The sequence below is a fragment of the Rhodoferax sp. genome (assembly GCF_028715765.1).
Lineage (GTDB): Bacteria > Pseudomonadota > Gammaproteobacteria > Burkholderiales > Burkholderiaceae_C > Rhodoferax.
This window is the reverse complement of sequence record NZ_JAQURE010000046.1, coordinates 1-24,609: the sequence shown is the minus strand read 5'-3', so window position 1 is coordinate 24,609 and position 24,609 is coordinate 1. Positions and strand designations below refer to the sequence as shown.

Below are 24,609 nucleotides of genomic sequence, written 5' to 3'. Positions count from 1 at the left end.
AAGAGTATTTGGGCAAATTCGACCCGCTGCTGACCATCCGCTTTGGTGCCACCTTCAAAGGCGACACCGATGCTTTGAAGTACAAAAACCTGGTCTACACCCTCGACAGCCTGGAGGCGTTTCGCCAGCGGCTGGTCAAAGGCATCACGGTAGACACCGTGGGCGCAGGGGCAGACATGGCGCAAGTGCTGTGTTTCACCAGCGCCAGCGGCACGGCCAAAGAGCGCACCGCGCAGGTAAGCTTTCAGACCATCGCCGGCAAAAACGCCACGGTGGCGCTGCAGGCCAAAGACAACCTGGGCGAGAAAACCGAGATTGGTTTTCTGGACGGCCATGTGGTGGAGAGCGTGACCGGCAAAGAGGTGCTGTTCACCAACGGTTTTGCCCTGCCCTACGCTGAGCCCACGTCTTACGGCATGTTGGCCGAGCAAACCCAGGCGCTGATCATTGAGCGCAGCATTGCCAACCACTTTGAGCGCGAAGAGGCGCTGTTCAAGCGCGGCATCAAGGCCTTGAGCCTGTTCTTTATTGACGCGGTGGCCAAATACATGCCTGAGGGACACAAACCCGCCGTCATCCGCGTGGCGTTTGAGCGGCATTACCGCGCCCAGTTGCAGCAAGTGTTGGCGCGGCCTGAGATCGACGCCGGTTACCGCGCTTACCTGGAGCGCAGTGCGGCCGACATTGGCCGGGTGCACAAGGGCTACTTTGCCCGCTCACACAGCGAAAAAGGCGAAGAAGAAGCCATCAAGCTGATCTTGCAAGAAAAAGAAAAATTGCTGAGTTTTGACACCGACCTGCGCTTTATCTTCAGCATGTGGGCGCTGCAAGAAGGCTGGGACAACCCGAACATTTTTACCCTGTGCAAGCTGGCTCCCAGCAACTCCAAAATCACCAAGCTGCAGCAAATTGGCCGTGGCTTGCGGCTGGCAGTCAACCAAAAGCTGGAGCGGGTGCAATCTGACGACCCGGCGTTTGACGAGGTCAACGAACTGGTGGTGGTGGTGCCTGCCAGTGAGGGCGATTTTGTCGAATCCATTCAAGCCGAGATTGCTGCCCACAGCGTGCTGCGGGTGGCAAGAGTCATGACCCAGGAGTCGCTGGCATTAAGCGGCATTCAACTTGGCCCATTTGTGACCGTAGCCTTGTTTCAAGCCCTTGCGCAATGCGGCGCGGGCACGATTGACATGACCCAAGACGCGCTGGTGCTGCAGCCCAATGCCACGCTGCACATGCAGCAACGCGCCCGCATTGAGGCCGCATTGACGCAAGTACCCGGCCTGAGTGCAGCAAATGCCAGCGCCACGTTGACGTACCTGGAGACGTATTACCAAGGCTACGGCAAGGTCAAACGCAAGGGCGACACACCCAAACCCAGCATTCGCATCAACGCAGGCAACTTCCAAAAATTCAAAGAACTCTGGCAAAACCTGAACCGTGATGCCGTGCTGCGCTACGAGCTTGACCCGCAGGCACTGACGCAAAAGGTGCTGGCACGCATGGCCACTGATTTTGAGGTGCGCCCCATGAGCATCAGTGTGACGCGCACCGAGTCGGTAGAGCGCCTGCACCTGGCCAAAAGCACGCAAAGCAGCTATGAGGTGCTGTCGCAGTCGGTCTACAGCTTGTCTGAGTTTGTGCAGGAACTGGCCAACCTAACCAAACTGAGCATGCATACCGTGGCCAGCATTCTGGGCCGCATGCCTGCGGACAAGTTTGCGCAAATTCGCCACAACGAAAACCGGGCGCTGACCGCACTGCGCGACCTGATGCTGGGCTGCGTGTATGAGTTGCTGGTGAACAAGGTCACCTATGAGCTGCGTGAAGTGCGCGTCAAAACCTCATTGACCGACACAAAGGGCGAGCTGCTCGATGCCATTCCCGTGTCGCTGTGCGGGGTTGAAACCCACGCCATCAGCAACGCCGAGGTACAGGCTCGGTCGTTGTTCACCGATGCGTTCATGCCGGTTGACAGCAACATTGAGCGGCGCACGGTAGACGAATCCAACCAGACCCAGATCACGGTGTTTGCCAAGCTGCCCAAAATCAACATCCCCACCCCGGCTGGCAACTACAACCCTGATTTTGGCTACGCCCTGGTGCAGGGCGGCAGCGCGCAGGCGGTGTATTTGGTGGTGGAAACCAAGGGCTATGACAACCCGGGCGACATTCCCGCTAAGGAAAAACAGAAGATTGACAGTGCCCGGCAGTTTTTCAAAGCGCTGCAGGCCTTGCCTGAGCTGCGAGACAAGGGCGTGCACATTCACTTTCAGACCAAGATCAACAGCGACACCTTGGCGCAGTTGATTTCAAGCCTGCAAGCCCACCCGGTAGCTGTGCCCACTTGACCCGTCAGTTACAGCGCCAAGTCATAGCGCCAGATACGTAGCTGCACACTTGAGCAAACCTACAGCGTCAACACCGTGCAGCCGGTGGTTTGACGCGCTTCCAGGTCGCGGTGGGCTTGCTGCACGTCTTCAAGCTTGTAGTGCTGGTCAATGTGAATGTTGACTTGGCCGCTGGTCACCATGGCAAACAAATCATCGGCCATGGCCTGGGTGCTCTCGCGCGAGGTGATGTGGCTGAACAGGGTTTGCCGGGTCACGTAAATCGACCCCTTGGGGCCCAAAATGCCGGGCGCAAACGGTGCCACCGGGCCAGACGCGTTGCCAAAGCTCACCATCAGGCCAAACGGGCTCAAACAATCAAGCGACTTGTCCCAGGTGTCTTTGCCCACCGAGTCATAAACCACCTTCACGCCGCGCCCTGCGGTGATGTCTTTGACCCGAGCCAAGAAATCTTCTTTTGCGTAATTGATAGCAAACTCTGCACCATTGGAAAGCGCTAGAGCACATTTTTTATCAGAACCAGCGGTGCCAATCAAGCGCAGACCCAAGGCTTTGGCCCACTGGCAACCGATCAGCCCCACGCCACCGGCGGCGGCATGAAACAGCACAAAGTCACCCGCCTGCAGCCCACCCTGCGGGCTGCAGCGCTTGAGCAAATACTGCGCCGTCAAGCCCTTGAGCATCATGGCCGCGCCGGTCTCAAAGGCAATGGCATCAGGCAACTTGCACACGCACTTGGCAGGCATTACCCGCAGTTCGCAATAGCTGCCCGGGGGCTGGCTGGCATAGGCGGCGCGGTCACCCACCTGCAGATGCGTCACGCCCTCGCCCACAGCCTCCACCACCCCGGCGGCTTCCATGCCCAGAGTTTGCGGCAGGCTCATGGGGTACAAGCCACTGCGCTGATAGACGTCGATGAAGTTCAAGCCCACTGCATGGTGGCGCAGGCGAATTTCGCCCGGGCCAGGCTCACCCACGGCCACAGTCACCAGCTTGAGTTGCTCCGGGCCGCCGTGCTGGTCAATGCGGATGGCGCGAGAAGTTTGTGATGTCATGCCAGTTTCCTTTCAAATGAAAACATGTTGCCACGAAATAAATGCCCTTTTTTGGCGCTGTCACGCACATGACAGTGCCAGTCAAGCGGCACGATTAGCTGAGAAAATAGCCTAATGCACGCCCCCATCACCCTCAAAACCGCCGCCTTGTTGACCCTGCCTCCCCTGCTTTGGGCGGGCAATGCGGTGGTGGGGCGGGTGGTGGCACCGCTGGTGTCGCCCATGACGCTGAATTTTCTGCGCTGGTCGATTGCTTTTGCGTTTTTGTTGCCGCTGGCCGCACCCGTGTTGCGCCGTGGCAGTGCTTTGTGGCCAAGCTGGCGGCGTTTTGTGGTGCTGGCGCTGCTGGCCATTGGCGGCTACAACGCGCTGCTGTATTTGTCGCTCAACACCTCCACCCCCATCAACGTCACACTGGTGGGCTCCAGCACGCCGGTTTGGATGCTGCTGATAGGCCGGGTGTTTTTTGGCACGCCCATCTCGGTCAAGCAATGGCTGGGGGCGGTGCTGTCGATTGCCGGGGTAATGGTGGTGCTCAGCCGTGGCGAGCTGGCAGTGCTGCTGCAGGTGCGCCTGGTGGCGGGCGATGTGTACATGCTGCTGGCCAGCGCCGCCTGGGCTTATTACAGCTGGATGCTGGTGCACCCCACCACCGAGCCGCCCGAGATCAAGCGCGATTGGTCAGCCTTCTTGCTGGCACAAATTGCCTTTGGGTTGGTCTGGTCGGGGCTGTTTGCCGGGTCTGAATGGGCATTGGGCTTGGGGCGCCTGGCGCTGAGCTGGCCGGTAGCTGCTGCCTTGCTGTTTATTTCACTCGGGCCGGCGCTGCTGGCTTACCGCTCTTGGGGCGCCGGGGTGTCGCGCGCGGGGCCGTCGATGGCGGGCTTTTTCATCAACCTCACGCCGCTGTTCACGGCGGTGCTCTCCAGCGCATTTTTGGGCGAAGTACCACACCTGTACCATGCGGTGGCTTTTGTCTTGATTGTGGGCGGCATAGCGGTGTCGTCACGGCGCTGAAGCCTCGATTGGCACCTTGGGGTGCTAACCAACTGTCTCTGTTTCAACGCTGATCGCTGCCTAAAATTTACCCACACATCTTGCGCTTACCCTCACCCCCTACCCCTTCACCTTGAGGAAATTTATGAACGCTGCCTCCACCACCAATGCCGCCCTGATGGCGCGGCGCCAAGCTGCCATCCCCCGCGGGGTGGGCCAAAGCCACGAAGTGTTCATTGCCCGTGGCAGCAACGCCGAGGTGTGGGACGTGCAAGGACGCCGCTACATTGACTTTGCCGGCGGCATTGCGGTGCTCAACACCGGCCACTGTCACCCCGACATCAGCCAGGCGGTCAAAGACCAGATCGACCGCTACACCCACACCTGCTTCCAGGTGCTGGCTTACGAGCCCTATGTGGCACTGGCTGAACGCTTCAACGCCTTGGCACCGGGCCACTTTGCCAAGAAAACGCTGTTTTTAAGCTCTGGTGCCGAAGCCGTTGAAAACGCCATCAAAATCGCCCGCGCCTACACCCAGCGCCCGGGCGTGATTGCCTTCACCAGCGGCTACCACGGCCGCACCCTGCTGACGCTGGGGCTGACCGGCAAAGTGGCGCCTTACAAAATAGGCTTTGGGCCATTTCCCAACGAGATTTTTCACGCTGATTTTCCCAACGCGCTGCATGGGGTGAGCGTGGATGACGCCATGGCCTCGATTGAAACCATCTTCAAGAACGACATCGAAGCCAGCCGCGTAGCCGCCATCATCGTCGAGCCGGTGCAGGGCGAAGGCGGCTTCAACGTGGCCCCGTTTGACTTTTTGCAGCGCCTGCGCGCCTTGTGCGACCAGCATGGCATTGTGATGATTGCCGACGAAATCCAAACCGGCGCTGGCCGCACCGGCACCTGGTTTGCCATCGAGCAAGCCGGCGTGGTGCCAGACATGATCACCATGGCCAAATCCATGGCTGGGGGCTACCCCATTTCTGGTGTGGTGGGGCGTGCCGACATCATGGACGCCCCCGCTGCGGGTGGCTTGGGCGGCACTTATGCCGGTAGCCCGTTGGGCTGCGCGGCGGCGCTGGCGGTGCTGGACGTGTTCGAGAAAGAAAACCTGCTGGCGCGCAGCTGCCAACTGGGCCAGCACTTGATGGCCAGCTTGCAAGCCATGGCCAGTGCCGATAAGCGCATTGCCGAGGTGCGTGGCCTGGGCGCCATGGTGGCCATTGAGCTGTGCAAAAACGCCGACCCGCACCAACCCGATGCCAACCTGGCCAAAGCCCTGGCCGCCACAGCCTGCCAGCGCGGCCTGATTCTGCTGACCTGCGGCACCTACGGCAACGTGGTGCGCATCTTGGTGCCGCTGACCGCCAGCGATGCCATCGTTGACGAAGGGCTGGCCATTTTGCAAGCCAGTTTGGCTGCATTGGCTTGAACCTGGCGCAGTCAAGGCCTGTTGGTGTAGCGCTTGACGGTCTCATGATTACAATCATTTAAATAGCTACACATGCTTATTCCATAAGCGCTATAGCCTTATTTCATCTATAAATTCAGGACTCATCATGACCTCATCACCCCTGTCCCAACTCAAAGACCCCAGCCTGCTCAAAACCGATGCGTTCATCAACGGCCAGTGGGTGGCGGGCAGCAGTCGCTTTGCCGTCACCGACCCGGCCACCGGCGCACACCTGGCCGATGTGGCCAACATGACCGCCGCCGATGCTGAAAAAGCCATTGCCTCGGCAGAAACCGCTTGGCCAGCCTGGCGCAGCAAAACCGCCAAAGAACGCAGCATCATCCTGCGCAAATGGTTTGACCTGATCATGGCCAACCAGGACGATTTGGGCCGCATCATGACCGCCGAAGAAGGCAAGCCACTGCCCGAAGCCAAGGGTGAAATTGCCTATGGCGCCAGCTTTGTCGAATGGTTTGCCGAAGAAGCCAAACGCGTCAATGGCGAAACCCTGCCGCAGTTTGACAACAACCGCCGCCTGCTGGTGCTGCGCCAACCCATTGGCGTGTGCGCGGCCATCACGCCGTGGAACTTTCCCATGGCCATGATCACGCGCAAGGTGTCGCCGGCGCTGGCGGCCGGTTGCCCGGTGGTGATCAAACCCGCTGAACTGACCCCCCTGAGCGCGCTGGCACTGGCCGAACTGGCGCAGCGCGCGGGCATTCCGGCCGGGGTGCTGAACATTCTGAGTGCCGATGCCAACAACAGCGTCGCCATTGGCAAGGTGTTTTGCGCCAGTGACGTGGTGCGCCACATCAGCTTCACCGGCAGCACCGAAGTGGGGCGCATCTTGCTGGCACAAAGCGCCCCCACGGTGAAAAAACTCAGTCTGGAGCTGGGCGGCAACGCACCGTTCATCGTGTTTGACGATGCCGACATTGACAGCGCGGTGGAAGGCGCGTTTGCCTCCAAGTACCGCAACGCCGGCCAAACCTGTGTCTGCTCCAACCGCCTGTATGTGCAAGCTGGTGTCTACGATGAGTTCGTGGCCAAGTTCGCCGCCAAGGTCCAGACCGCCAAGGTCGGCAACGGGTTTGAGGATGGCATCAACCAAGGGCCGTTGATTGAAGAAGCTGCGCTACAAAAGGTAGAGCGCCATGTGCAAGACGCCGTCGCCAAAGGGGCAAGATTGCTGTGTGGCGGCAAGCGTTTGCCAGGCTTGTTTTTCGAGCCCACGGTGATTGCCGATGCCACCCCTGACATGCTGTGCGCCCGTGAGGAAACCTTTGGCCCCTTTGCCCCGGTGTTCAAGTTCAACACCGAAGCCGAGGCCATTTTTGCCGCCAACCACACCGAATTTGGTCTGGCCAGCTACTTCTACAGCCGCGACATTGGCCGCATCTGGCGCGTGAGCGAGGCGCTGGAGTACGGCATGGTGGGTGTGAACGTGGGCATTTTGGCCACCGAGCACGTGCCGTTTGGTGGCGTCAAGCAGTCGGGCTTGGGCCGCGAGGGGTCGCACCACGGCATTGACGACTATGTGGAAATCAAATACGTGTGCGTGGGCGATGTTCTGAAATAACACTCAAATCGTCAAAATCAATAGCTTCTTACGCTTATTCCATAAGCGCTAGAGGCCAAAAAATCATAAATTTTGGCGACTCGTTGTAGCCACCATGAACATGACAGTTTCTGTGCACTCTGTGTGTAACGAGTCGTGGCAGTGTTGTCGGCCATGCTGGTGCATCTTTACAATCTGCACCTATGCTGGAAACCACTCACATTGACCAAATCACCGAGCGCGTGGAGCACCTGCTGGTGCGCCATGAAGAACTCGTGCGCACCAACGCCCTGCTGGCCGCCCAGGTGAAGACCCTCACGCAAGAGCGCGACTCGCTCAAAAGCCGCCTGAACGCGGCGCGCGCCAGGGTGGATGCCCTGCTGGAGCGACTGCCTGCTGAGGTTGGCGGCGGCGGCGTGCAACCGGCCTTCAAAACAACACCGCAGCGGACAAGCTCATGAAACAACTGGAAGTTCAGATCATGGGGCAAAGCTACCTGCTGGGTTGCCCCGATGGGGGCGAGGCGCGCTTGCTCGATGCGGTTGAAAAAGTCGACACCGCCATGTGCCGCATTCGTGAAGCCGGCAAAGTGCGTGCCCGGGATCGCATTGCGGTGCTGGCCGCGCTCAATTTGGCGTTCGACCTGGCTGACCAAATTGCCCACCAGGCCAAGCCAGCCAGCCCAAGCGCAGTGGCTACACCTGAGCACAGTCAAAAACTGAATGCCTTGCTCAAGCGCCTGGACGATGCCTTGGGGCAAGACGGACACCTGTTGATATAGACACCACCGCTCGGCCTGGATTCACAGCAGCCAATGTCAATGAACGATGGTACTGGCCGGTGGCAATTCGTCTGGCTGGCGAAAAATTTGAGCCACATCCACAGCGTCAAAACGGTACTGCGCAGCACAAAAATCACAACCCACCTCAATGCGGGGCTGCTCTTGCAAAATGCTTTGAGCTTCTGCCTCCCCCAGCCCGGCAATCATCCGGGTCACGCGCTCACGGCTGCATGAACATGCGAAATGCGGCCCGGTGGCGCCCTTCATAGGCTCAAAACGCAACAGGCCTTCATCCCAAAACAGGCGGTGCAATACGGTCTCAACGTCCAGCGTCAACAGCTCCTCGCGCTTCAAGCTGGCTGCCAGCAGGGCAATGCGGTTGTAGTGCTCGTTCAAGCCAATTTGGTCTTCATCGGCTTGGGCTGCATGGCCCGCCAAGTTGCCCGTGCCAGCCATGGGCAAGCGCTGAATCAGCAAGCCAGCGGCCACTTTGTCGTTGGCAGCTAACACCAGCGTGGTGTCTAGCTGCTCGCTTTGCAGCATGTAGTGCTGCAGCACGTCGCTGAATTGCTCCAGTTTTTCATGTGCATCACCATACAGCGGCACAACACCTTGGTAAGGCTGTTGGCCTGGCTGGCGGTCTTGCGGGTCGAGCGTGATGGCGCACCGCCCAGTGTTGCCCACATTCACCAGCTGGCTCAGGCTGGCCGCGCTCGGCACATCGCCCTGCACCGTGGCCGCCGCGCGCAAGGCCAAATCGCTTTGCACCTCCACCACCGCCAGTTTGACTGGCCCATCGCCAAACACCTGCAGCACCAACGCACCGTTGAATTTGATGTTGGACTGCATCAGCACCGCGGCAGCAGTCATTTCACCCAACAGGTTTTGCACTGGCTCGGGGTATGCCCCGTGGGTGGTGTTGTGGGCTCTGCGGCGCAAAATTTCAACCCAGGCATCGGTCAAGCGCACCACGGCGCCACGCACGGGCAAGCCGTCAAAAATGAATTTATGGAGTTCAGACACTGGATAGGTACCAAAAAAATTAGGCAATTTTGTGCAAAGTGGCCTTGAAGCGCTGCGCGTTGGCCACGTAATGATCGGCGCTGTGGCGCAGGCCTTCCAGCTGCTCAGGGGTGAGCTGGCGCACTGCTTTGGCGGGGCTGCCAATGATCATGGCGCCATCGGGGAATTCTTTGCCCTCGGTCACCAAAGCGCCCGCCCCCACCAGGCAACCCTTGCCAATTTTGGCGCCGTTGAGTACCACCGCGCCAATGCCAATCAGGCTGTCGTCGCCCACGCTGCAGCCATGCAGCATGGCTTTGTGCCCCACCGTCACGCCTGCACCAATGTGCAAAGGCATGCCCACGTCTGCGTGCAGCACGCTCAAGTCTTGAATGTTGGTGCGCGCACCAATGCGGATGGGCGCGGTGTCGCCACGCACCACCACGCCAAACCAAATGCTCACCTCTTCGCCCAGCACCACGTCGCCCATCACCTCTGCGCTGTCGGCCACCCAGGCTGAATCAACCAACTGCGGGCAGATACCATCGACTTCATAAATTGCCATCATCGTCCTTTGAAATCATTTGCCTAGAATTGTAGGGAACCCATGACCGCGCTTGATACCTCGCCCTGCATGACCCCGCCTATGCCTTTGCCCTCGTTGCGCGCCCAAGCCCTGCAGTTTTTAAGTCTGTCCTCCACCCAAGACAAAGCGACTCAGGTGCGGGCACTTGACCTCACCACCTGGGCCATTGACCCCACTGAGGTGTTGCCGCCTCCCGCCCAACTGCCTGGCCGCCCAACACGCCCGCTGCTGGTGCACCCCAGCCAGTTGAAAACCCGCGCCGTGGGCACGCTGACTGGCCGCGCCGGGCTGATTCATGCCTTGACCCACATTGAGGCCAATGCCATCAACCTGGCACTCGACATGGTTTGGCGCTTTGCCCACATGCCTGAGCCGTTTTACCGCGACTGGTGGCAGGTGGCGCAAGAAGAGGCCTTGCACTTTGAATTGCTGCAGCAGCACCTGTTGCAAATGGGCTTTGCCTATGGCGACTTCCCCGCGCACGATGGCTTGTGGGACATGGCCGAGCGCACCCAAGCCGATGTGTTGGCCAGGCTGGCACTGGTGCCCCGCACCCTGGAAGCCCGCGGGCTTGATGCCACCCCGGCGGTGCGCAACCGGCTTATTTCGGTGGGGGACCAAGCGGGCGCTGCCATTTTGGACATCATCTTGCGCGACGAAATTGGCCATGTGGCCATTGGCAACCGCTGGTATGCCCACTTGTGTACCCAGCGCCAGCTCAACCCACTGACCACCTATGCCGAACTGGCGCAGCGCTACCACGCGCCGCAGCTCAAAGGCCCATTCAACTTGACCGCCCGCCGTGCCGCCGGGTTTACCGAGCCAGAATTGGCCGCCTTGCAACACGCCAGCCACACTGAGCCCACCCCATGACCCCACCGCGCGCTGACCGCCCCACACTGGCCACCACCCCCATGACGTTGAGCATGGCGCGCCAGCCTATTTTGAATGCCCAAGGCCAGGTGGTGGCGCACGAGCTGTTTGACCGCAGCGCCAGCGCCCAAGCATTCACCTCTGCCAGCGATGCCGCCTTGCTGTTTAACCTGCTGACCGATGCCACGCCCGAGGAATTCAGTGGCCAGCCCACACTGTTCATCAACTGCACACACGCTACGCTTGCCGCTGGCCATTTAGACCTGGTGGACGCCGAGCATGTGGTGCTTGAAGTGGGCCCGTTGCCTGTGGATCAAGACACCCCACAAGACATCGACACCTTTTGGCACAGCTTGGTGGCGGTGCACGCACGCGGCTTCAAGCTGGCTTTTAACCACACCGTGCTCAGCCCGGCCTATGCGCCTTGGTTGGGCTTGGCCAGCTTCATCAAGCTCGACTTGGCCAGCCTTGAGCCGGCAAAACACGCAAGCCTGGTGCAGCAGGCCCAGCAAAACCCAAGCGCCAAACTGGTGGCTGAAAAAGTTGAAACCGCTGCGCAGTTTGAGCATGCCAAACAGCTTGGCTTTGCGCTGTTTCAGGGCTATTGGTTTGCCCAGCCGGTGCTGATCAAAGGCCAAACCCTGCGCCCAGCACAAGCGGCCATCCTGCAACTCATCCATCTGGTGCGCCAAGAAGCCAGCACCAGCGAGATTGAAGAAGTGCTCAAGCACGACCCCACGCTGTCGTTCAACCTGCTGCGCTTCATCAATTCAGCCGGGTTTGGGTTGCGCTGCGAGATCACCTCGTTCAAGCATGCGGTGATGATTTTGGGGTTGAAAAAACTGTTTCGCTGGGCGGCACTGCTGTTGGCCAGCGCCCGCAGTGACGGCTGTGCCCCAGCTGTCAGCCAAGCGGCCGTGGTGCGCGGACGGTTGATGGAGCTGTTGGCCACGCATTTGCTCCCCCCAGAGGAATGTGACAACGCGTTTGTGGTGGGCATTTTTTCCATGCTCGATGCCATGCTGGGCATGGCCATGAAAGACGCCTTGGGCAGCATGCCCTTGCCACAAACCGTGACCGACGCCTTGCTGCACCAGTGCGGCGTGCTGGCGCCATTTTTAAGCCTGACACTGGCCTGCGAAAGTGCCGACGACGCCGCCTTTGCCCAGCACGCCACCGCTTTGCAGCTGACTGGCGACCAGGTCAACCTGGCGCATTTGCAAGCGCTGGTGTGGGCGCAAAACATGACGCTGTAACCCACCCACGGGTTTGTCGGTGAACCCGTCAACCCCGCGGATGGTGCTGTGCATGCAGGGTTTTGAGCCGCTCGCGTGCCACATGGGTGTAGATGGTGGTGGTTGAAATGTCCACATGCCCCAGCAGCATTTGCACCGCACGCAAGTCTGCACCGTGGTTGAGCAAATGGGTGGCAAAGGCGTGGCGCAGGGTGTGCGGCGACAGCGGCGCGCTGATGCCAGCCAAAGCAGCATATTTTTTGATCAGCATCCAAAACATGACCCGACTCATGGCCGTGCCGGGGCTGCTACCGCGCTGGGTGATGAACAAGGCTTCGCTCTGTTGCCCGGCCAGCAGCTCGCCTCTGGGCTGCGCCAGGTAACGCTTGAGCCACAGGCTGGCCACTTCGCCAAACGGCACCAGTCGCTCTTTGCTGCCCTTGCCGAAAACCCGCAGCACGTTGTCATTCAGGCTGACGTTGATGACTTTCAGACTCACCAACTCGCTCACCCGCAGGCCACTGGCGTACAGCAGCTCCAGCATGGTGCGGTCACGCACGCCCAGCGCCTCGTTCACATCTGGCGCGTTCAGCAAGGCTTCCACCTGCGGCTCAGTCAAGCTGTGCGGCATGCGCAGTGGCTGCTTGGCGGCTTGCAGCTTCAGGGTGGGGTCGGCTGGCACCTGCTGCTCACGCAAAGCCCAGCGAAAAAACCGCTTGAACACGGTCAGCCTGCGGTTAGCGGTGGTGGCCTTGGTCAGGGCGTGCTGGTCGGCAAAGTAGCTGTTGAGGTGAAACTCTGTCACCTGCAGCAGCGACACAGACTGCGGCTGCAGCCATTGGTCAAACAGGGCCAAGTCACGCCGGTACGCGGCCAGGGTGTTTTGAGACAACCCAGCTTCGAGCCAAAGCGCATCAATGAAGGTGTCGATCAGCGGGTTGGGCGGCAGTGGGCAGGGGTCAACGCGCGTGGGGTGGTCGGGGGATGGCATGGGCTGCTATTCTCGCTGGATGAATTTTGCGCAACTGCTTTTTCCAGATTTTTCCTTGATCTTGATCGGCTATTTGATCTGCCGCTTCACGCCGCTGAACCGCACGGTGTGGAGCCAAGTGGAGCAGCTGGTGTATTTTTTGTTTTTCCCGGTGTTGCTGTTTCACTCCATTTTGAAAAGCCCGCTGGACATCGGCAGCGCCAGCAACCTGGTGGGCGCGGGTTGGGCGCTGGGCTTGGGTGGCATTGCCATGGCCTACAGCGTGCCCTATTGGCCAGGCCTCAAACGCCACATGGCGGCACGCCAGCATGCGGCCAGCGCCCAAATTGCATTCAGGTTCAACTCTTTCATTGGGTTGGCCTTGGCCGAGCGGCTGACCGGTGCGCCAGGTTTGCTGGTGATCGCCTTGCTAATTGGGGTGAGTGTGCCGTTGATGAACATCGGCGCGGTGTGGCCCATGGCGCGGCACAACCAACGCGGTTTTTTGGCCGAACTGGTGCGCAACCCCCTCATCTTTGGCACCGCAAGCGGTTTGGTGGCTAACCTGGCCGGGGTGAGCTTGCCCGCTTGGCTGGAACCCACCGTGACGCGCATTGGAGGGGCATCGCTGGCACTGGGGCTGATGGCTGCCGGAGCCGGCATGCAGCTGAGTGCACTCAACCATGCCAAGCTGCTGGGGCTGGCGCTGCTGCTGATTCGGCACTTGCTGATGCCCCTGCTGGCTTTGGGCTTGTGCCTGCTGTTTGCCTTGAACCCGGTGCAGAGCACGGTGTTGTTGCTGTTTTCAGCACTGCCCACCGCGTCAAGCTGCTATGTGTTGGCCGCGCGCATGGGCTACGACGGCGCTTATGTGGCGGCCTTGGTCACAGTGTCTACCGTGTTGGGCATGGTCAGTTTGCCACTGGCGCTGGGGGTGTTGCGGGGGCTGCTGGCGTGAAGCTTTTCAAGCGCGCCGCACACAAAAAAAGCACCCGAAGGTGCTTTTTTTAATCTCAACCGTGGCAAGCCACGGTGTGAAACTTAGGCCTTTTGACCGACTTTGGCAGCAGCAGTCAGGGCTTGCTCAGTCACAGCAGAGATGTTGCTCTCGGCCATGGCCAAAGCTTGCTTGGCAGCGCTTTGGGCAGATTCCATGGCGCTTTGGCTGGAAGCCAGGGCGCTCTTGAGCACAGTCACGGCAGATTCAGTGCCAGCAGGTGCGTTCTTGGCCACGTTTTCAACCACTTGGTTGAAAGATTTTTGGGCTTCAGCAGCTTTGCCTTCGGCCATTTTGGTGACTTCAGCACTGGCTTCAACCAAGATGCCATACACATGACGGCCATAAGACACAGCTTTTTCAGCGGTGGGGGCAAACAAGCTGGTTTGCAAAGCCATGAGGGCTTGCGCATCTTTGGCAGCCAACAGGTTTTGAGCGTGAGCGAAAGACTCGGTGATCACGGCCTTGGCAGCAGCCATGTTGAGTTCAACCAGTTTTTCAACACCAGCGAAAGACTTGGTGGCGAGGTTTTGAACGGCATCCAAATTGGTTTTGTTGGCAGCGGCGATTTGGTCAGCAGTAACGTACATGGTAAATTCCTTAGAGGGTAGATGAATGGACAGAATAGCTGCTTTACATCAATATGTTGCACTGCAGCATGGTTTGAATTATAGGGTTAACCCGAGCCGATGCAAGCTTTTTTGTTGCAATGCAGCAAATTAATTTAAGTTGCGCAGTCTAAAACTGCTGACAAAGCCAGAGAGAAGCTCAACGCCACAAAATCAAGGCCGTGCCCAGCACGGTCAACGCCGAACCTGCCCAGGCGCCCAGCGCAGGCGCACGCTTGAACTTGAACCACAACAACGGCAACACCAAGATCGGCGACACCGACGACAAAATGGCCACCATGCCCACGTCGCCTTTCTCCAGTGCCCACAGCACCAGCGTCATGCCAATGCCCATGGCCACCAACCCATTCAGACCGGTTTGCACCAGCACCCGCAGCGTGGGCGGGGTTTGCGCTCGTGCCGCCTTGAAGCCAGCCGCCAGCAAGGCAAACTGCGCCAAGGTGGCCACCGTCACGCGCAGCGCAGAGGCCAGCACCGGGTCAAACTGGGTGGCCATGACTGGCTTGGCAATCAGTGAGCCCAGTGCCTGGCACAACGCGGCCGCCAGCGCCAACATCACCCCGGTGCGCACATCGCCCCGATCTGCTTCCCAGGCGTGGGTTTCGTCTTTGTGGCGCCCCAGCAGCATGGCGCACATGACCCCACCCAAGGTCAGCACGGCACCGGCAAAGGCTTGCGCACTCATGCGCTCACCCAGCACCAGCATGCCCAGCGCCGCGCTGAACGCCGCATGGGTGGCAAACAACACGCCGGCTCGGCGCGGCCCCAAACGGTTGATGGCTGAAAACAGCGCGGTGTCACCCAAAAAAATGCCCACCAAGCCGCTCAACGCCATCAGCCCCCAGGCGTGCCCATCAAAGTTTTGCCATTTGCCAGCCGCAACCACCACCGTCCACAGCATCACCGCCACCATCAACATGCGCCAGCGTGTGAAGGCAAACGCACCCAGATGGCGCGATGGTGTGACCGACATCACGCTGCCCAGCGCCCAACAGGCCGCTGCACCCAGGGCAAATAAGTCCTCAGGTGCCACTTAACGTGACGGCAAAGTTGACTGCAGCGTGCTCAAGGGCAGCTGATGCACTTCGGTCAGCAGCTTGGCCAGCGCCTGTGCCGCCGCCGCCAGCAGCGCCTGACCTTTGCTGGCACTGGCGTTGGCTGCATGACCCACAGCACCGGCGGCGTTGTAGTCTTGCATTTGCCAGGCGAGTTTGGCACTGCGGCCATTGCCCAACAGGTCAAATTGCGCCGCTCGCTGCTGGGCGGTAGAGGCAAAGTCTTGCGCCAAATGCAGTTTGACGTGCGTCGGGTCAAGCGCCAGCATCAAAGATGTCTCGATGTCGCCGCCATGCACGCCAAAGCGGTGCTCTTGGGCGCTGAAAAGGGCGCTCACATCACCGCCCTGCGCATCTTGCAGCGGCAAATTGAACCAGCTCACGCTGTAGACCAGCATGTCCAGGCGCGCACGCAGGTCACGTGCCACCATATCCATCACACTGACATTGCCACCATGGGCATTGAACAGCACCAGCTTGCGGATGCCACAAGCGGCCACGCCCTCGGCCACATCCGTCCACAAGCGGATGACAGTCTCATTTTTCAGGGTCAGGGTGCCAGGAAAACGGGCGTGCTCAGGGCTCAACCCCACAGCCTGCGTTGGCAACACCAGCAGCTTGACCGCCTCTGGCACCTGTGGCAAAGCCGCCGCCACCATGCCATTGACCAGCACCGTGTCCACACTCACGGGCAAATGCGGGCCATGCTGCTCGGTGGCCGCCACCGGCAACAGCGCCACCGTGTGCGCAGCCTGGCCGCTGGCTTGCAGGGCTGCAAAGTCGGCAGTGGTCCAGTCAGCCCAATAACGGGAGGCGTAGCGGGAGGGAGTGGTCATCTAAAAAAACTCAAAAGATGAGGATGCGGCAGGGTGAATGTTCAACCAAGCAATCAGATGGCGTGACCAAGCCAATGCCTTAGGCCTTTTTCATGAACTCGGCCTTCAGCATGAACGCGCCTTGGTCGGTTTTGCAATCCACTTCGTGGTCACCAGCACCTTCAGGCAGGCGAATGCTTTTGATTTTGGTGCCTTTTTTGAGCACGATGGACGAGCCCTTGACCTTCAAATCTTTGATCAAAATCACGCTGTCTCCGGTGGCCAGCACGCTGCCATTGGCATCTTTCACCACGCGAGCGCCCTCTGCGGCACCGTCGCCCGCTTCGGCCGCAGCTTGCGGCCATTCAAAACCACAGTCTGGGCAGACATAGTTGTCTCCATCAGGGTAGGTGTTTTCAAGGGTGCATTGGGGGCAGGCAGGTAAATTGCTCATGATGATTCCACGTCAAAGTGACGAATTGTAGAGGTCGGTATCATCCGGCCATGACTCAAAAACGATCTCGCAACCTCACCGGTGACTCCTTCTTTGCCTGGGACGGCGATGTGCTGGTGGTCAATATCCTGGGCAAACCCAGCGCCAGCAAAGACGCCATTGGCAAGCCGTTTGGTAAGCAACTCAAGGTCAGCGTGACTGCTGCCCCGGTGGCTGGCCGCGCCACCGACTACATGCTGCGCTTTTTGGCGCCCCACTTTGGCGTCACGCCCGCTGACATTGAAGTGGTGTTTGGCCGCATGAATGTCAACAAACAGTTGCGCATCAAAGCCCCTACCAAGCTACCGGCCGTGTTCACCAAGCAAGCAGACCAAAGTTCGCTGTTTGACGCTGACGCTGCTGACTGAGCCACCCAGCGTTTGCCAGACTGGCCGTTGAACTTCTCCCCACCGGGCACCCTCCAACCCCACCATGAACCCACTCAAACACTTCAGCCGACTGCTATACATAATATTTTTGATAGCTTCTTGCGCAATATCTACGGGCGCTAGAGGCCAAATTGGCTTAAAAAATACCGTGGTCACCGAGCAGATCAAGGCCGAGCTGATGGCACACGCGCCCAACGGCATCACACCGGGTGAACCGGTTTGGGTGGGGTTGCAACTGATTCACCAGCCCGAGTGGCACACCTACTGGAAAAACTCAGGCGACTCAGGCCAACCCACCACCTTGAGCTGGACACTGCCGCCCGGCGTGCTGGCAGGTGACATTGCCTGGCCGGTGCCCCAAAAATTGCCCATTGGCAACCTGGCCAACTACGGCTACGCCAACACCGTGCTGTTGCCGGTGCCGCTGACCATCACGCCAGACTTCAAACCCAACGCCCTCAACCCAGAGCTGTTGGTCAAGCTGCAAGCCAGCTGGCTGGTGTGCAAGCTTGAATGTGTGCCGCAAGACGGCGAGTTTGAACTGCGCTTGCCCGTGAAAGGGTCAACCGCCGGGAACGGCATGGCATTTGAAACGGCCTTCAAAGCACTGCCTAGCCCGCTGAATGTGGGCAGCCACATCACGCTAGACGGTCACACCCTGCAGATCAGTGTGCCGGGGCTGCCTGCCAGCCTGCAAGGCCAAACACTTGATTTTTTTCCTGAAACACCCGAGGTGATTGAAACCGCCGCCCAATGGACACAACGCTGGCAAGGCGCACTGTGGACGGCGCAAGTGCCGATTTCCCCACAGCGCAGCAGCAGCCCCACTGAAATGCCTTTGGTGCTGGCCGCCACGGTGCAAGGAGCACGGGTGGGCTTTGCCAGCACAGCGCAAGTCAGCGGCAGCTGGCCACCTGTGGCCGCGCCTGGCAGCACACAAGCCGCAGTCTCGCTTTCAAACACCTTGCCCGCCCCACCCCCTGCCAACCTGCCAACTACCCTTTGGCTGGCACTGCTGGGCGCGTTGGTGGGCGGCATGATTTTGAACCTGATGCCTTGTGTGTTTCCAGTGTTGGCCATCAAGGTGGTGGGCTTTACCCTGCATGCCCATGACCCGCAGCGCCAGCGCTTGGGTGGGCTGGCTTACAGCGCCGGCGTGGTGCTGTCGTTTGTGGCACTGGGTGCCTTGATGCTGGCCTTACGCAGCGCTGGCGAGCAACTGGGCTGGGGCTTTCAGCTGCAGTCGCCGCTGGTGGTGGCGGGGCTGGCGGCTTTGTTTACCGTGATTGGGCTGAACCTGGCAGGGCTGTTTGAATTTGGCCAACTGGTACCCAGCGGTCTGGCCACGCTCGAAGCCAAAAACCCGACGCTGGATGCTTTTTTGTCTGGCGTGCTGGCGGTGTTGATTGCCTCGCCCTGCACCGCGCCGTTCATGGGCGCCTCACTGGGCTTGGCTTTGGCTTTGCCTGCGGCGCAAGCCTTGCTGATTTTCGCCAGCATAGGGGTTGGCATGGCGTTGCCCTACCTGGCGGCCAGTTGGTCGCCCGCGCTGGCCGCCATGCTGCCGCGGCCTGGCGCCTGGATGAACACCTTTCGCCACCTCATGGCCTTCCCCATGTTTGCCACAGTGGTTTGGCTGGTGTGGGTGCTGGGGCAGCAAACCGGCATTGACGGCGCCGCTGCCTTGCTGGCGCTGCTGCTGGGCTTGTCACTGGTGATCTGGGCTTTGGGCTTGAAGGGGCGCAGCAAAGGCTTGATTGCTATTTTTTCAATAGCTGCTCTCGCACTATTGACAAGCGCTATAGGCCAAAATGTCATCAAACCTTTGGAGCCTGCCCAGACCAGCGCAAGCACGGCCCTGTGGCAACCCTGGGCACCGGGCAAGGTCGATGAGCTGCTGGCGCAGGGCCGGCCCGTGTTTGTGGATTTCACTGCGGCCTGGTGCGTGACCTGCCAATACAACAAGAAAACCACCCTGGCTGATGCCCAGGTGCTGGCTGACTTTGCCGCCAAAAAAGTCAGCTTGTTGCGTGCCGACTGGACTCGCCGCGACCCGGCCATCACCGCCGCGCTGGCGCGGCTTGGGCGCAATGGCGTGCCGGTGTACGTGCTGTACCAAACGGGTCGCGCCCCAGTGGTGCTGTCTGAAATTTTGAGCCCCGCTGAAGTGCATGCGGCACTGGCAGGGTTAACCCTGTAAAACATCTACCCAATTTGACAAAGATCAACCTTGCACATGGCAAATCTAAGGAACCCTTAAGACTTCAGGGTTAGGCTTAACCCTACTTCTTAAAGGAGATTTTTCATGAAACGTTTCACAACACTCACACTCGGTTTGGCCATGATGGGCATCAGCAGCTTGGCCGTTGCAGAAGAAGGCGAAGGCGGCGGCCGTCGCGTGGCTTTGAGCCCCAAAGTGGCGCAAGAATGTTCTTCTTGCCACATTGCTTTCCGGCCTAACTTTTTGCCCACTTCTTCCTGGAAAAAAGTCATGAGCTCGCTGGACAAGCACTACGGCACCGATGCCAGCCTGGCTGACGCCGACCAAAAAGCCATCACGCAATGGCTGGTGGCCAACTCGCAAGAAATTGGCGAAGCCCCACCCGACAACCGCATCACCAAAGCCTTTTGGTTTACCCGCAAACACGGCACCAACCATGTCAAGGCCGATGTCTGGAGTCGCAATTCGGTCAAAAGCCCGTCCAATTGCCAGGCCTGCCACGTCAATGCCGCCAATGGCGACTTCAACGAGCACAACATCCGTATCCCGCGTTGATTCACTTTTTGCTTTCCCTTCCCTGTAACTTTTAGGAGACACCATGTCCATCAAACCATCCCGCCTGCTGACCAGCTTGATCATTGCCTTGCCAATGGCCGCCACCACCGTGTTTGCCAACCCCATTTTGGACGGCTACAAAGCTGAAACCAAAGGCACTTTCAGCGTCGCAGCGGGCGAAAAGATCTACCACGCCGTCGGCCCAAATCAACTCTCCTGTGCATCTTGCCACACCGATTCCCCCAAGAATGTGGGCAAACACGCCAAGACCAACAAAGCCATCGACCCGCTGGCACCCAGCGTGAACGCCAAGCGCTTCACCGATGCTGCGCAAGTTGAAAAATGGTTCAAACGCAATTGCAACGACGCCCTGGGTCGCGCCTGCACCACCCAAGAAAGGGTGACTTCATGACCTACGTGCTGTCGGTCAAATAAGGCCCACACCATGAAATTCGCTAAACCCCTGCTCGTGCTCGCCATGGCATCGCTGTCACTGGCCGCCTGCGCGAAATACAACGGTGAAGACCGGGGTCGCCCGGTCATGCCAAGCCAAAGCAACGCCAAATGGGTTGCCGAATGTTCTGGCTGCCACATGGCTTACCCACCCGGCTTGCTGCCTGCCGCGTCATGGAAAAAAGTCATGGGCGGATTGGACAAACACTTTGGCACCGACGCCAGTTTGTCTGCAGCTGACAACGCTGAAATCACCAACTATCTGGTCACTTACGAGTCCAACCGCTGGACATCAAGCGCGGCACCTCTGCGCATCACCGATGGCGAATGGTTCAAAGTCAAACACATTGGCAAGGGCAACATTGACCCAGCGGTGTGGAGCCGTGCATCGGTCAAGAGCAAGGGCAACTGCGCCGCCTGCCACCAAGGCGCAGAACGCGGTGATTTCAACGAAAACAGCACCCGCATTCCCAACTGAGTTGGTTTGTCCCCCCCCACTGACTGAATGAAAGCCTCCCCCATGCAACGCACCCTGATCTGGGATTTGCCCACCCGTTTATTCCACTGGACGCTGGCTTCAAGCTTTGCCATAGCCTGGCTGACCAGCGACGGCGACCGGTGGCGCTCGATCCACGTGTTTTTTGGGTATTTGATGTTGGGGTTGGTGGTGTTTCGGTTGGTGTGGGGGTTTGCGGGTTCGCATTTTTCGCGTTTTTCCAGCTTTTGGTTTGGCCCCAAAGAGGCCATTGATTACCTCAAGCTTGTGGCCACCGGCCATGCGCCACGGCATGTGGGGCACAACCCCACGGGCAGCATGGCCATCTACATTTTGTTGGTGATGGCGGCAGTGGTCAGCGTCACTGGCATCATCACCTTGGGAGGTGATGAACAGCAAGGCATTGCGGCGGGTTGGTTCAGCTTTGCGCAAATTCAGGTCCTTAAAAATATTCACAACCTGGGCGCCATAGTGATGCTGCTGGTGGTGGCGGGGCACATCACCGGTGTGGTGGTTGAAAGTGTCATGCACAAAGAGAATTTGGCACGCTCCATGGTCACCGGGTTCAAAGAAGCGCAGGCGGGCACGCCCGTGGCTCAAAGCCACAAACTGGTGGCGGGCATCATGCTGCTGGCCATGCTAGGTTTTGCTGGTTGGTGGTTTACCTATGCCATTGACCGTACGATAGACAACCAAAAATGGCACATCAAACTGGAGTCAGGCATTGGCGAAGAGCCACATGTGAAGTTTGTTGGCAAGCAATTGGCTGACAACAAACTCTGGCGCGATGAATGCGGTGCTTGCCACGCAGTGTTTTATCCCGCGCTGTTGCCAGCGCGCTCCTGGACCAAAATGATGGCCGAGCAAGACCAGCATTTCGGTTCTGACCTGGGCTTTGACAAAGCCACCACCGATGAAATTTTGAAATTCATGGTGGACAACTCTGCCGACAAGCACTTGGTGGAAGCAGCGTTCAAGATTGAGCAATCTGTGCCCAAAGAAGCCACGCCGCTGCGTATCACCGAGACCCCTTACTGGGTAGACAAACACCACGAGATTGCCGCTGCAGACTGGGCCAATCCCTTGGTCAAAACCAAAAACAACTGCGCCGCTTGCCATGCCGATGCAGACGATGGCACCTTTGAAGATGCCGCCATGCACATTCCCAAAGCCCCCAAGCCTGTGGCTTCAGCGCCAGCAGCAGCCACCTCCAAACCTTGATCAACCGTGCGGCGAGTCAAAAAACCGCCGCGTCTGGACCGGCTTGATGGCTTGCGATAATTGACACATGAACACTTCCAACCCATCCCCTTACGCCCCCCTGCAAAACGACACCTTTCTGCGTGCCTGCCTGCGCCAAGCCACCGACTACACCCCCATATGGATGATGCGCCAGGCCGGGCGGTTTTTGCCTGAGTACCGTGCCACCCGCGCCAAAGCGGGCAGCTTCATGGGCTTGGCCACCAACGTGGACTACGCCACCGAAGTCACACTGCAGCCCGCAGAGCGGTTTCCCATTGATGCGGCCATTTTGTTCAGCGACATCCTGACCGTGCCTGATGCCATGGGGCTGGGCTTGAGTTTTGCCTTGGGCGAAGGCCCCAAATTCGCCACCCCCGTGCGTGACGAAGCCGCAGTGGCCAAGCTTGAAGTGCCTGACATGGCCAAGCTGCAGTATGTGTTTGATGCCGTGACTTCTATCCGCAAAGCGCTCAATGGCAAAGTGCCCCTCATTGGGTTCAGCGGCAGCCCCTGGACGCTGGCCTGCTACATGGTTGAAGGTGCAGGTTCTGACGACTACCGCCTGGTCAAAACCATGCTGTACAGCCGCCCCGACCTGATGCACCGCATTTTGCAGATCAACGCCGATGCTGTGGCGCTGTACCTCAATACCCAAATTGAAGCCGGCGCCCAAGCCGTGATGATTTTTGACAGTTGGGGGGGTGTGCTGGCCGACGGCGCATTCCAGGAATTCAGCCTGGCCTACACCCGCCGGGTGCTGGCGCAGTTGCACAAAACCTGGGATGGTGCGCGCATTCCCAGCATTGTGTTCACCAAAGGCGGTGGCTTGTGGCTGGACGAAATGGAACAGCTTGACTGCAACGTGCTGGGCGTGGACTGGACCGTCAACCTGGCGCGCGCACGGCTGCAAGTGGGCGGCAGCAAAGCCCTGCAAGGTAACCTGGACCCGAACGTGCTGTTTGCCCAACCCACGCAAATCGAAACCGAAGTGCTCAAGGTGCTCAACGCCTTTGGCACTCCCCACACCGGTCTTGACACTGGCCCCACACACATCTTCAACCTGGGTCATGGCATCAGCCAACACACCCCGCCTGAGCATGTGGCGGCGTTGGTGCAAGCCGTGCACCACCACTCCAGGTTGATGCGCGGCGCCTGCTAACGTCTGCGACCTGCCCAACCCCTAAGAAATTGAGGCCGTTCGCGTGAGTGGGTGGCTTGAATCTGCTCCTTCCACCTCGTGCCTGCTGACTTGCCTGCAAGCGAAGGTCGACAGCTTGCAGGCATGTTTTGTGACATCCACGCTTGCCCTTGTCTGACCCGTGCTTAGCACTTTTAAACCGATATCAGGGGCTTTTAAGGCAAAAATATTTGTAACTTATTCACAAAAAAAGTTGCTTGATGCAATCTGACAGATCAGCCAAGCATGCATCGCTAGCAAACCCATAGCGAACCTAAGTGATTGATTTGTATGGATTTAATTTTTTGCTACTTTTCTGTGCAAACTAACAAAAGCCTTGATTTTCAAGGCCTGGACGGCGTTGCCATGACCTTATCAACAAAGTTATCCACAGAAAACTTGGATGACTTGAAAAGCACCTCAAAATCAAGCACTTAACCGCTTTTTCTGAAGTTAACTTGAACAACCCAGCGCAACTGCCCCCCAGCACCCCGCATCTGATCCACGTGCTGGTGCACACGCCGGCCTACAGCCTACTGGCCGGTGCGCTGACTTACCTTAGCCCCACGCTGGCACCCGCAGGCAGTTTGGTGCGGGTGCCGTTGGGTCAACGCGAAACACTGGGCGTGGTGTGGGAGCCTACGGATGCTGTGTCAGATACCACGAAGTTTTTGGATGTCGACAAACTGCGCCCGGTCAGTGCCGTGCTGGATGCCCTGCCCCCGCTCAACCGCCACTGGCGCGCCCTGATCAGTTTTGCCGCCAGTTACTACCAACGCTCGGCGGGCGAAGTGGCACTGGCGGCGCTGCCACCCCAACTGCGCGACCTCAGCAGCGTGCAACTGGCACGCAAGCTGAAAAAACTGGCCAAAGCAGCGGCAGGAGCCGTCACCCCTGCACCAGCCACAGCCGACAGTGCAGCCAGCCCACCGGGCGACTTGAGCCCACCTCAGCCCCACCCTGAAGAAAACTCAAAAACAATAGCACTCAGTGCAGAGCAGACAAGCGCTATCGGCCAATTTAACCAAAATCCTGGGCCATTTTTGCTGTTTGGTGCCACCGGCAGTGGCAAAACCGAGGTTTTCATGCACTGCACTGCGCAGTTGCTGGCGCGCCAGCCCCAAGCCCAAGTGCTGGTGATGGTGCCTGAGATCAACCTCACCCCGCAGCTGGAAGAGCGCTTCAAAGCGCGCTTTAACGCCCAGTTTGATGCCGACGCCGTGGTGT

25 protein-coding genes are annotated in these 24,609 nt (G+C 59.0%); 17 read left to right on the top strand and 8 right to left on the bottom strand.

The features are described from left to right. A partial coding sequence (locus PHT20_RS13740) for a hypothetical protein (RefSeq protein ID WP_301020952.1) occupies nt 1–2,348 on the top strand: 2,348 nt, incomplete at its 5' end. A 59-nt stretch (nt 2,349–2,407) separates the two neighbouring features. On the opposite strand, the gene PHT20_RS13735 is transcribed toward PHT20_RS13740, so the two are convergent. Then, a complete protein-coding gene (locus PHT20_RS13735; protein WP_301020951.1) occupies nt 2,408–3,403 on the bottom strand; it encodes a quinone oxidoreductase in 996 nt (331 codons plus the stop codon). 114 nt (nt 3,404–3,517) lie between these two features. Here PHT20_RS13735 and PHT20_RS13730 point away from each other — a divergent pair, with 114 nt between their 5' ends. The 5 genes from PHT20_RS13730 to PHT20_RS13710 all read left to right on the top strand — a co-directional run bounded on the left by PHT20_RS13730 (nt 3,518) and on the right by PHT20_RS13710 (nt 8,194). After that, complete coding sequence (locus PHT20_RS13730; RefSeq protein ID WP_300084039.1) at nt 3,518–4,420, top strand: DMT family transporter; 903 nt, start codon at nt 3,518–3,520, stop codon at nt 4,418–4,420. 124 nt (nt 4,421–4,544) lie between these two features. Next, nucleotides 4,545–5,834 carry a 4-aminobutyrate--2-oxoglutarate transaminase gene (gene gabT, locus PHT20_RS13725; protein WP_300084037.1) on the top strand — a complete coding sequence of 430 codons (1,290 nt, stop codon included), beginning with the start codon at nt 4,545–4,547 and terminating at the stop codon, nt 5,832–5,834. Between the two features lie 127 nt (nt 5,835–5,961). After that, complete coding sequence (locus PHT20_RS13720; RefSeq protein ID WP_301020950.1) at nt 5,962–7,434, top strand: NAD-dependent succinate-semialdehyde dehydrogenase; 1,473 nt, start codon at nt 5,962–5,964, stop codon at nt 7,432–7,434. A 182-nt stretch (nt 7,435–7,616) separates the two neighbouring features. Continuing rightward, nucleotides 7,617–7,874, top strand: coding sequence for a DUF904 domain-containing protein (locus PHT20_RS13715; RefSeq protein ID WP_301020949.1), 258 nt, complete (start codon nt 7,617–7,619; stop codon nt 7,872–7,874). Next, complete coding sequence (locus PHT20_RS13710; RefSeq protein ID WP_301020948.1) at nt 7,871–8,194, top strand: cell division protein ZapA; 324 nt, start codon at nt 7,871–7,873, stop codon at nt 8,192–8,194. The genes PHT20_RS13715 and PHT20_RS13710 overlap by 4 nt, the downstream gene beginning before the upstream one ends. Before the next feature lie 36 nt (nt 8,195–8,230). On the opposite strand, the gene PHT20_RS13705 is transcribed toward PHT20_RS13710, so the two are convergent. Together PHT20_RS13705 and PHT20_RS13700 are read right to left on the bottom strand one after the other, a co-directional pair. Beyond that, nucleotides 8,231–9,217, bottom strand: coding sequence for an Hsp33 family molecular chaperone HslO (locus PHT20_RS13705; protein WP_301020947.1), 987 nt, complete (start codon nt 9,215–9,217; stop codon nt 8,231–8,233). A gap of 19 nt (nt 9,218–9,236) precedes the next feature. After that, nucleotides 9,237–9,761 carry a gamma carbonic anhydrase family protein gene (locus PHT20_RS13700; protein ID WP_301020946.1) on the bottom strand — a complete coding sequence of 175 codons (525 nt, stop codon included), beginning with the start codon at nt 9,759–9,761 and terminating at the stop codon, nt 9,237–9,239. A 42-nt stretch (nt 9,762–9,803) separates the two neighbouring features. Between PHT20_RS13700 and PHT20_RS13695 the strand changes: the two genes are divergently transcribed. Both PHT20_RS13695 and PHT20_RS13690 read left to right on the top strand, forming a co-directional pair. Beyond that, entirely contained in the window at nt 9,804–10,655 is an 852-nt protein-coding gene (locus PHT20_RS13695) for a ferritin-like domain-containing protein (protein WP_301020945.1), read from the top strand. After that, entirely contained in the window at nt 10,652–11,911 is a 1,260-nt protein-coding gene (locus tag PHT20_RS13690) for an HDOD domain-containing protein (RefSeq protein WP_301020944.1), read from the top strand. Before PHT20_RS13695 ends, PHT20_RS13690 begins: the two co-directional genes overlap by 4 nt. 28 nt (nt 11,912–11,939) lie before the next feature. On the opposite strand, the gene xerD is transcribed toward PHT20_RS13690, so the two are convergent. Further along, a complete protein-coding gene (xerD, locus tag PHT20_RS13685; protein ID WP_301020943.1) occupies nt 11,940–12,881 on the bottom strand; it encodes a site-specific tyrosine recombinase XerD in 942 nt (313 codons plus the stop codon). Between the two features lie 19 nt (nt 12,882–12,900). Here xerD and PHT20_RS13680 point away from each other — a divergent pair, with 19 nt between their 5' ends. Next, nucleotides 12,901–13,818, top strand: coding sequence for an AEC family transporter (locus PHT20_RS13680; protein WP_301020953.1), 918 nt, complete (start codon nt 12,901–12,903; stop codon nt 13,816–13,818). A gap of 83 nt (nt 13,819–13,901) precedes the next feature. Here PHT20_RS13680 and phaP read toward each other — a convergent pair whose 3' ends face one another. The 4 genes from phaP to PHT20_RS13660 form a co-directional block, all read right to left on the bottom strand. Next, nucleotides 13,902–14,447: a TIGR01841 family phasin gene (gene phaP, locus PHT20_RS13675; RefSeq protein WP_301020942.1), complete on the bottom strand. Its 546-nt coding sequence runs from the start codon at nt 14,445–14,447 to the stop codon at nt 13,902–13,904. Nucleotides 14,448–14,625: 178 nt separating this feature from the next. After that, on the bottom strand, nt 14,626–15,519 hold the full coding sequence (locus tag PHT20_RS13670; protein WP_301020941.1) for a DMT family transporter: 894 nt from the start codon (nt 15,517–15,519) through the stop codon (nt 14,626–14,628). Next, nucleotides 15,520–16,377 carry a creatininase family protein gene (locus PHT20_RS13665; RefSeq protein WP_301020940.1) on the bottom strand — a complete coding sequence of 286 codons (858 nt, stop codon included), beginning with the start codon at nt 16,375–16,377 and terminating at the stop codon, nt 15,520–15,522. 79 nt (nt 16,378–16,456) lie between these two features. Beyond that, nucleotides 16,457–16,810 carry a zinc ribbon domain-containing protein YjdM gene (locus PHT20_RS13660; RefSeq protein ID WP_301020939.1) on the bottom strand — a complete coding sequence of 118 codons (354 nt, stop codon included), beginning with the start codon at nt 16,808–16,810 and terminating at the stop codon, nt 16,457–16,459. 50 nt (nt 16,811–16,860) lie between these two features. Between PHT20_RS13660 and PHT20_RS13655 the strand changes: the two genes are divergently transcribed. The 8 genes from PHT20_RS13655 to PHT20_RS13620 form a co-directional block, all read left to right on the top strand. After that, nucleotides 16,861–17,217: a DUF167 family protein gene (locus tag PHT20_RS13655; protein WP_301020938.1), complete on the top strand. Its 357-nt coding sequence runs from the start codon at nt 16,861–16,863 to the stop codon at nt 17,215–17,217. 64 nt (nt 17,218–17,281) lie between these two features. Further along, nucleotides 17,282–19,438: a thioredoxin family protein gene (locus tag PHT20_RS13650; RefSeq protein ID WP_301020937.1), complete on the top strand. Its 2,157-nt coding sequence runs from the start codon at nt 17,282–17,284 to the stop codon at nt 19,436–19,438. A gap of 105 nt (nt 19,439–19,543) precedes the next feature. After that, nucleotides 19,544–20,014, top strand: a complete 471-nt coding sequence (locus PHT20_RS13645) for a cytochrome C (protein WP_301020936.1) — start codon at nt 19,544–19,546, stop codon at nt 20,012–20,014. Nucleotides 20,015–20,057: 43 nt separating this feature from the next. Continuing rightward, nucleotides 20,058–20,426: a DUF1924 domain-containing protein gene (locus PHT20_RS13640; protein ID WP_301020935.1), complete on the top strand. Its 369-nt coding sequence runs from the start codon at nt 20,058–20,060 to the stop codon at nt 20,424–20,426. A gap of 33 nt (nt 20,427–20,459) precedes the next feature. Beyond that, nucleotides 20,460–20,945: a diheme cytochrome c gene (locus PHT20_RS13635; RefSeq protein WP_301020934.1), complete on the top strand. Its 486-nt coding sequence runs from the start codon at nt 20,460–20,462 to the stop codon at nt 20,943–20,945. A 42-nt stretch (nt 20,946–20,987) separates the two neighbouring features. Further along, complete coding sequence (locus tag PHT20_RS13630) at nt 20,988–22,184, top strand: cytochrome b/b6 domain-containing protein (protein WP_301020933.1); 1,197 nt, start codon at nt 20,988–20,990, stop codon at nt 22,182–22,184. Between the two features lie 67 nt (nt 22,185–22,251). Next, on the top strand, nt 22,252–23,364 hold the full coding sequence (hemE, locus tag PHT20_RS13625; protein ID WP_301020932.1) for a uroporphyrinogen decarboxylase: 1,113 nt from the start codon (nt 22,252–22,254) through the stop codon (nt 23,362–23,364). Nucleotides 23,365–23,840: 476 nt separating this feature from the next. Then, the coding region (locus PHT20_RS13620; protein WP_301020931.1) for a DEAD/DEAH box helicase family protein at nt 23,841–24,609 on the top strand (769 nt) is incomplete at its 3' end.

Coding starts and splice junctions, on each gene's coding strand:
- PHT20_RS13640 (WP_301020935.1), top strand. CDS start 20,058: ATGTCCATCAAACCATCCCGCCTGCTGACCAGCTTGATCATTGCCTTG.
- PHT20_RS13690 (WP_301020944.1), top strand. CDS start 10,652: ATGACCCCACCGCGCGCTGACCGCCCCACACTGGCCACCACCCCCATG.
- xerD (WP_301020943.1), bottom strand. CDS start 12,881: ATGCCATCCCCCGACCACCCCACGCGCGTTGACCCCTGCCCACTGCCG.
- PHT20_RS13695 (WP_301020945.1), top strand. CDS start 9,804: ATGACCGCGCTTGATACCTCGCCCTGCATGACCCCGCCTATGCCTTTG.
- hemE (WP_301020932.1), top strand. CDS start 22,252: ATGAACACTTCCAACCCATCCCCTTACGCCCCCCTGCAAAACGACACC.
- gabT (WP_300084037.1), top strand. CDS start 4,545: ATGAACGCTGCCTCCACCACCAATGCCGCCCTGATGGCGCGGCGCCAA.
- PHT20_RS13650 (WP_301020937.1), top strand. CDS start 17,282: ATGAACCCACTCAAACACTTCAGCCGACTGCTATACATAATATTTTTG.
- PHT20_RS13715 (WP_301020949.1), top strand. CDS start 7,617: ATGCTGGAAACCACTCACATTGACCAAATCACCGAGCGCGTGGAGCAC.
- PHT20_RS13710 (WP_301020948.1), top strand. CDS start 7,871: ATGAAACAACTGGAAGTTCAGATCATGGGGCAAAGCTACCTGCTGGGT.
- PHT20_RS13720 (WP_301020950.1), top strand. CDS start 5,962: ATGACCTCATCACCCCTGTCCCAACTCAAAGACCCCAGCCTGCTCAAA.
- PHT20_RS13730 (WP_300084039.1), top strand. CDS start 3,518: ATGCACGCCCCCATCACCCTCAAAACCGCCGCCTTGTTGACCCTGCCT.
- PHT20_RS13680 (WP_301020953.1), top strand. CDS start 12,901: ATGAATTTTGCGCAACTGCTTTTTCCAGATTTTTCCTTGATCTTGATC.
- PHT20_RS13735 (WP_301020951.1), bottom strand. CDS start 3,403: ATGACATCACAAACTTCTCGCGCCATCCGCATTGACCAGCACGGCGGC.
- PHT20_RS13645 (WP_301020936.1), top strand. CDS start 19,544: ATGAAACGTTTCACAACACTCACACTCGGTTTGGCCATGATGGGCATC.
- PHT20_RS13630 (WP_301020933.1), top strand. CDS start 20,988: ATGCAACGCACCCTGATCTGGGATTTGCCCACCCGTTTATTCCACTGG.
- PHT20_RS13665 (WP_301020940.1), bottom strand. CDS start 16,377: ATGACCACTCCCTCCCGCTACGCCTCCCGTTATTGGGCTGACTGGACC.
- PHT20_RS13660 (WP_301020939.1), bottom strand. CDS start 16,810: ATGAGCAATTTACCTGCCTGCCCCCAATGCACCCTTGAAAACACCTAC.
- PHT20_RS13700 (WP_301020946.1), bottom strand. CDS start 9,761: ATGGCAATTTATGAAGTCGATGGTATCTGCCCGCAGTTGGTTGATTCA.
- phaP (WP_301020942.1), bottom strand. CDS start 14,447: ATGTACGTTACTGCTGACCAAATCGCCGCTGCCAACAAAACCAATTTG.
- PHT20_RS13635 (WP_301020934.1), top strand. CDS start 20,460: ATGAAATTCGCTAAACCCCTGCTCGTGCTCGCCATGGCATCGCTGTCA.
- PHT20_RS13655 (WP_301020938.1), top strand. CDS start 16,861: ATGACTCAAAAACGATCTCGCAACCTCACCGGTGACTCCTTCTTTGCC.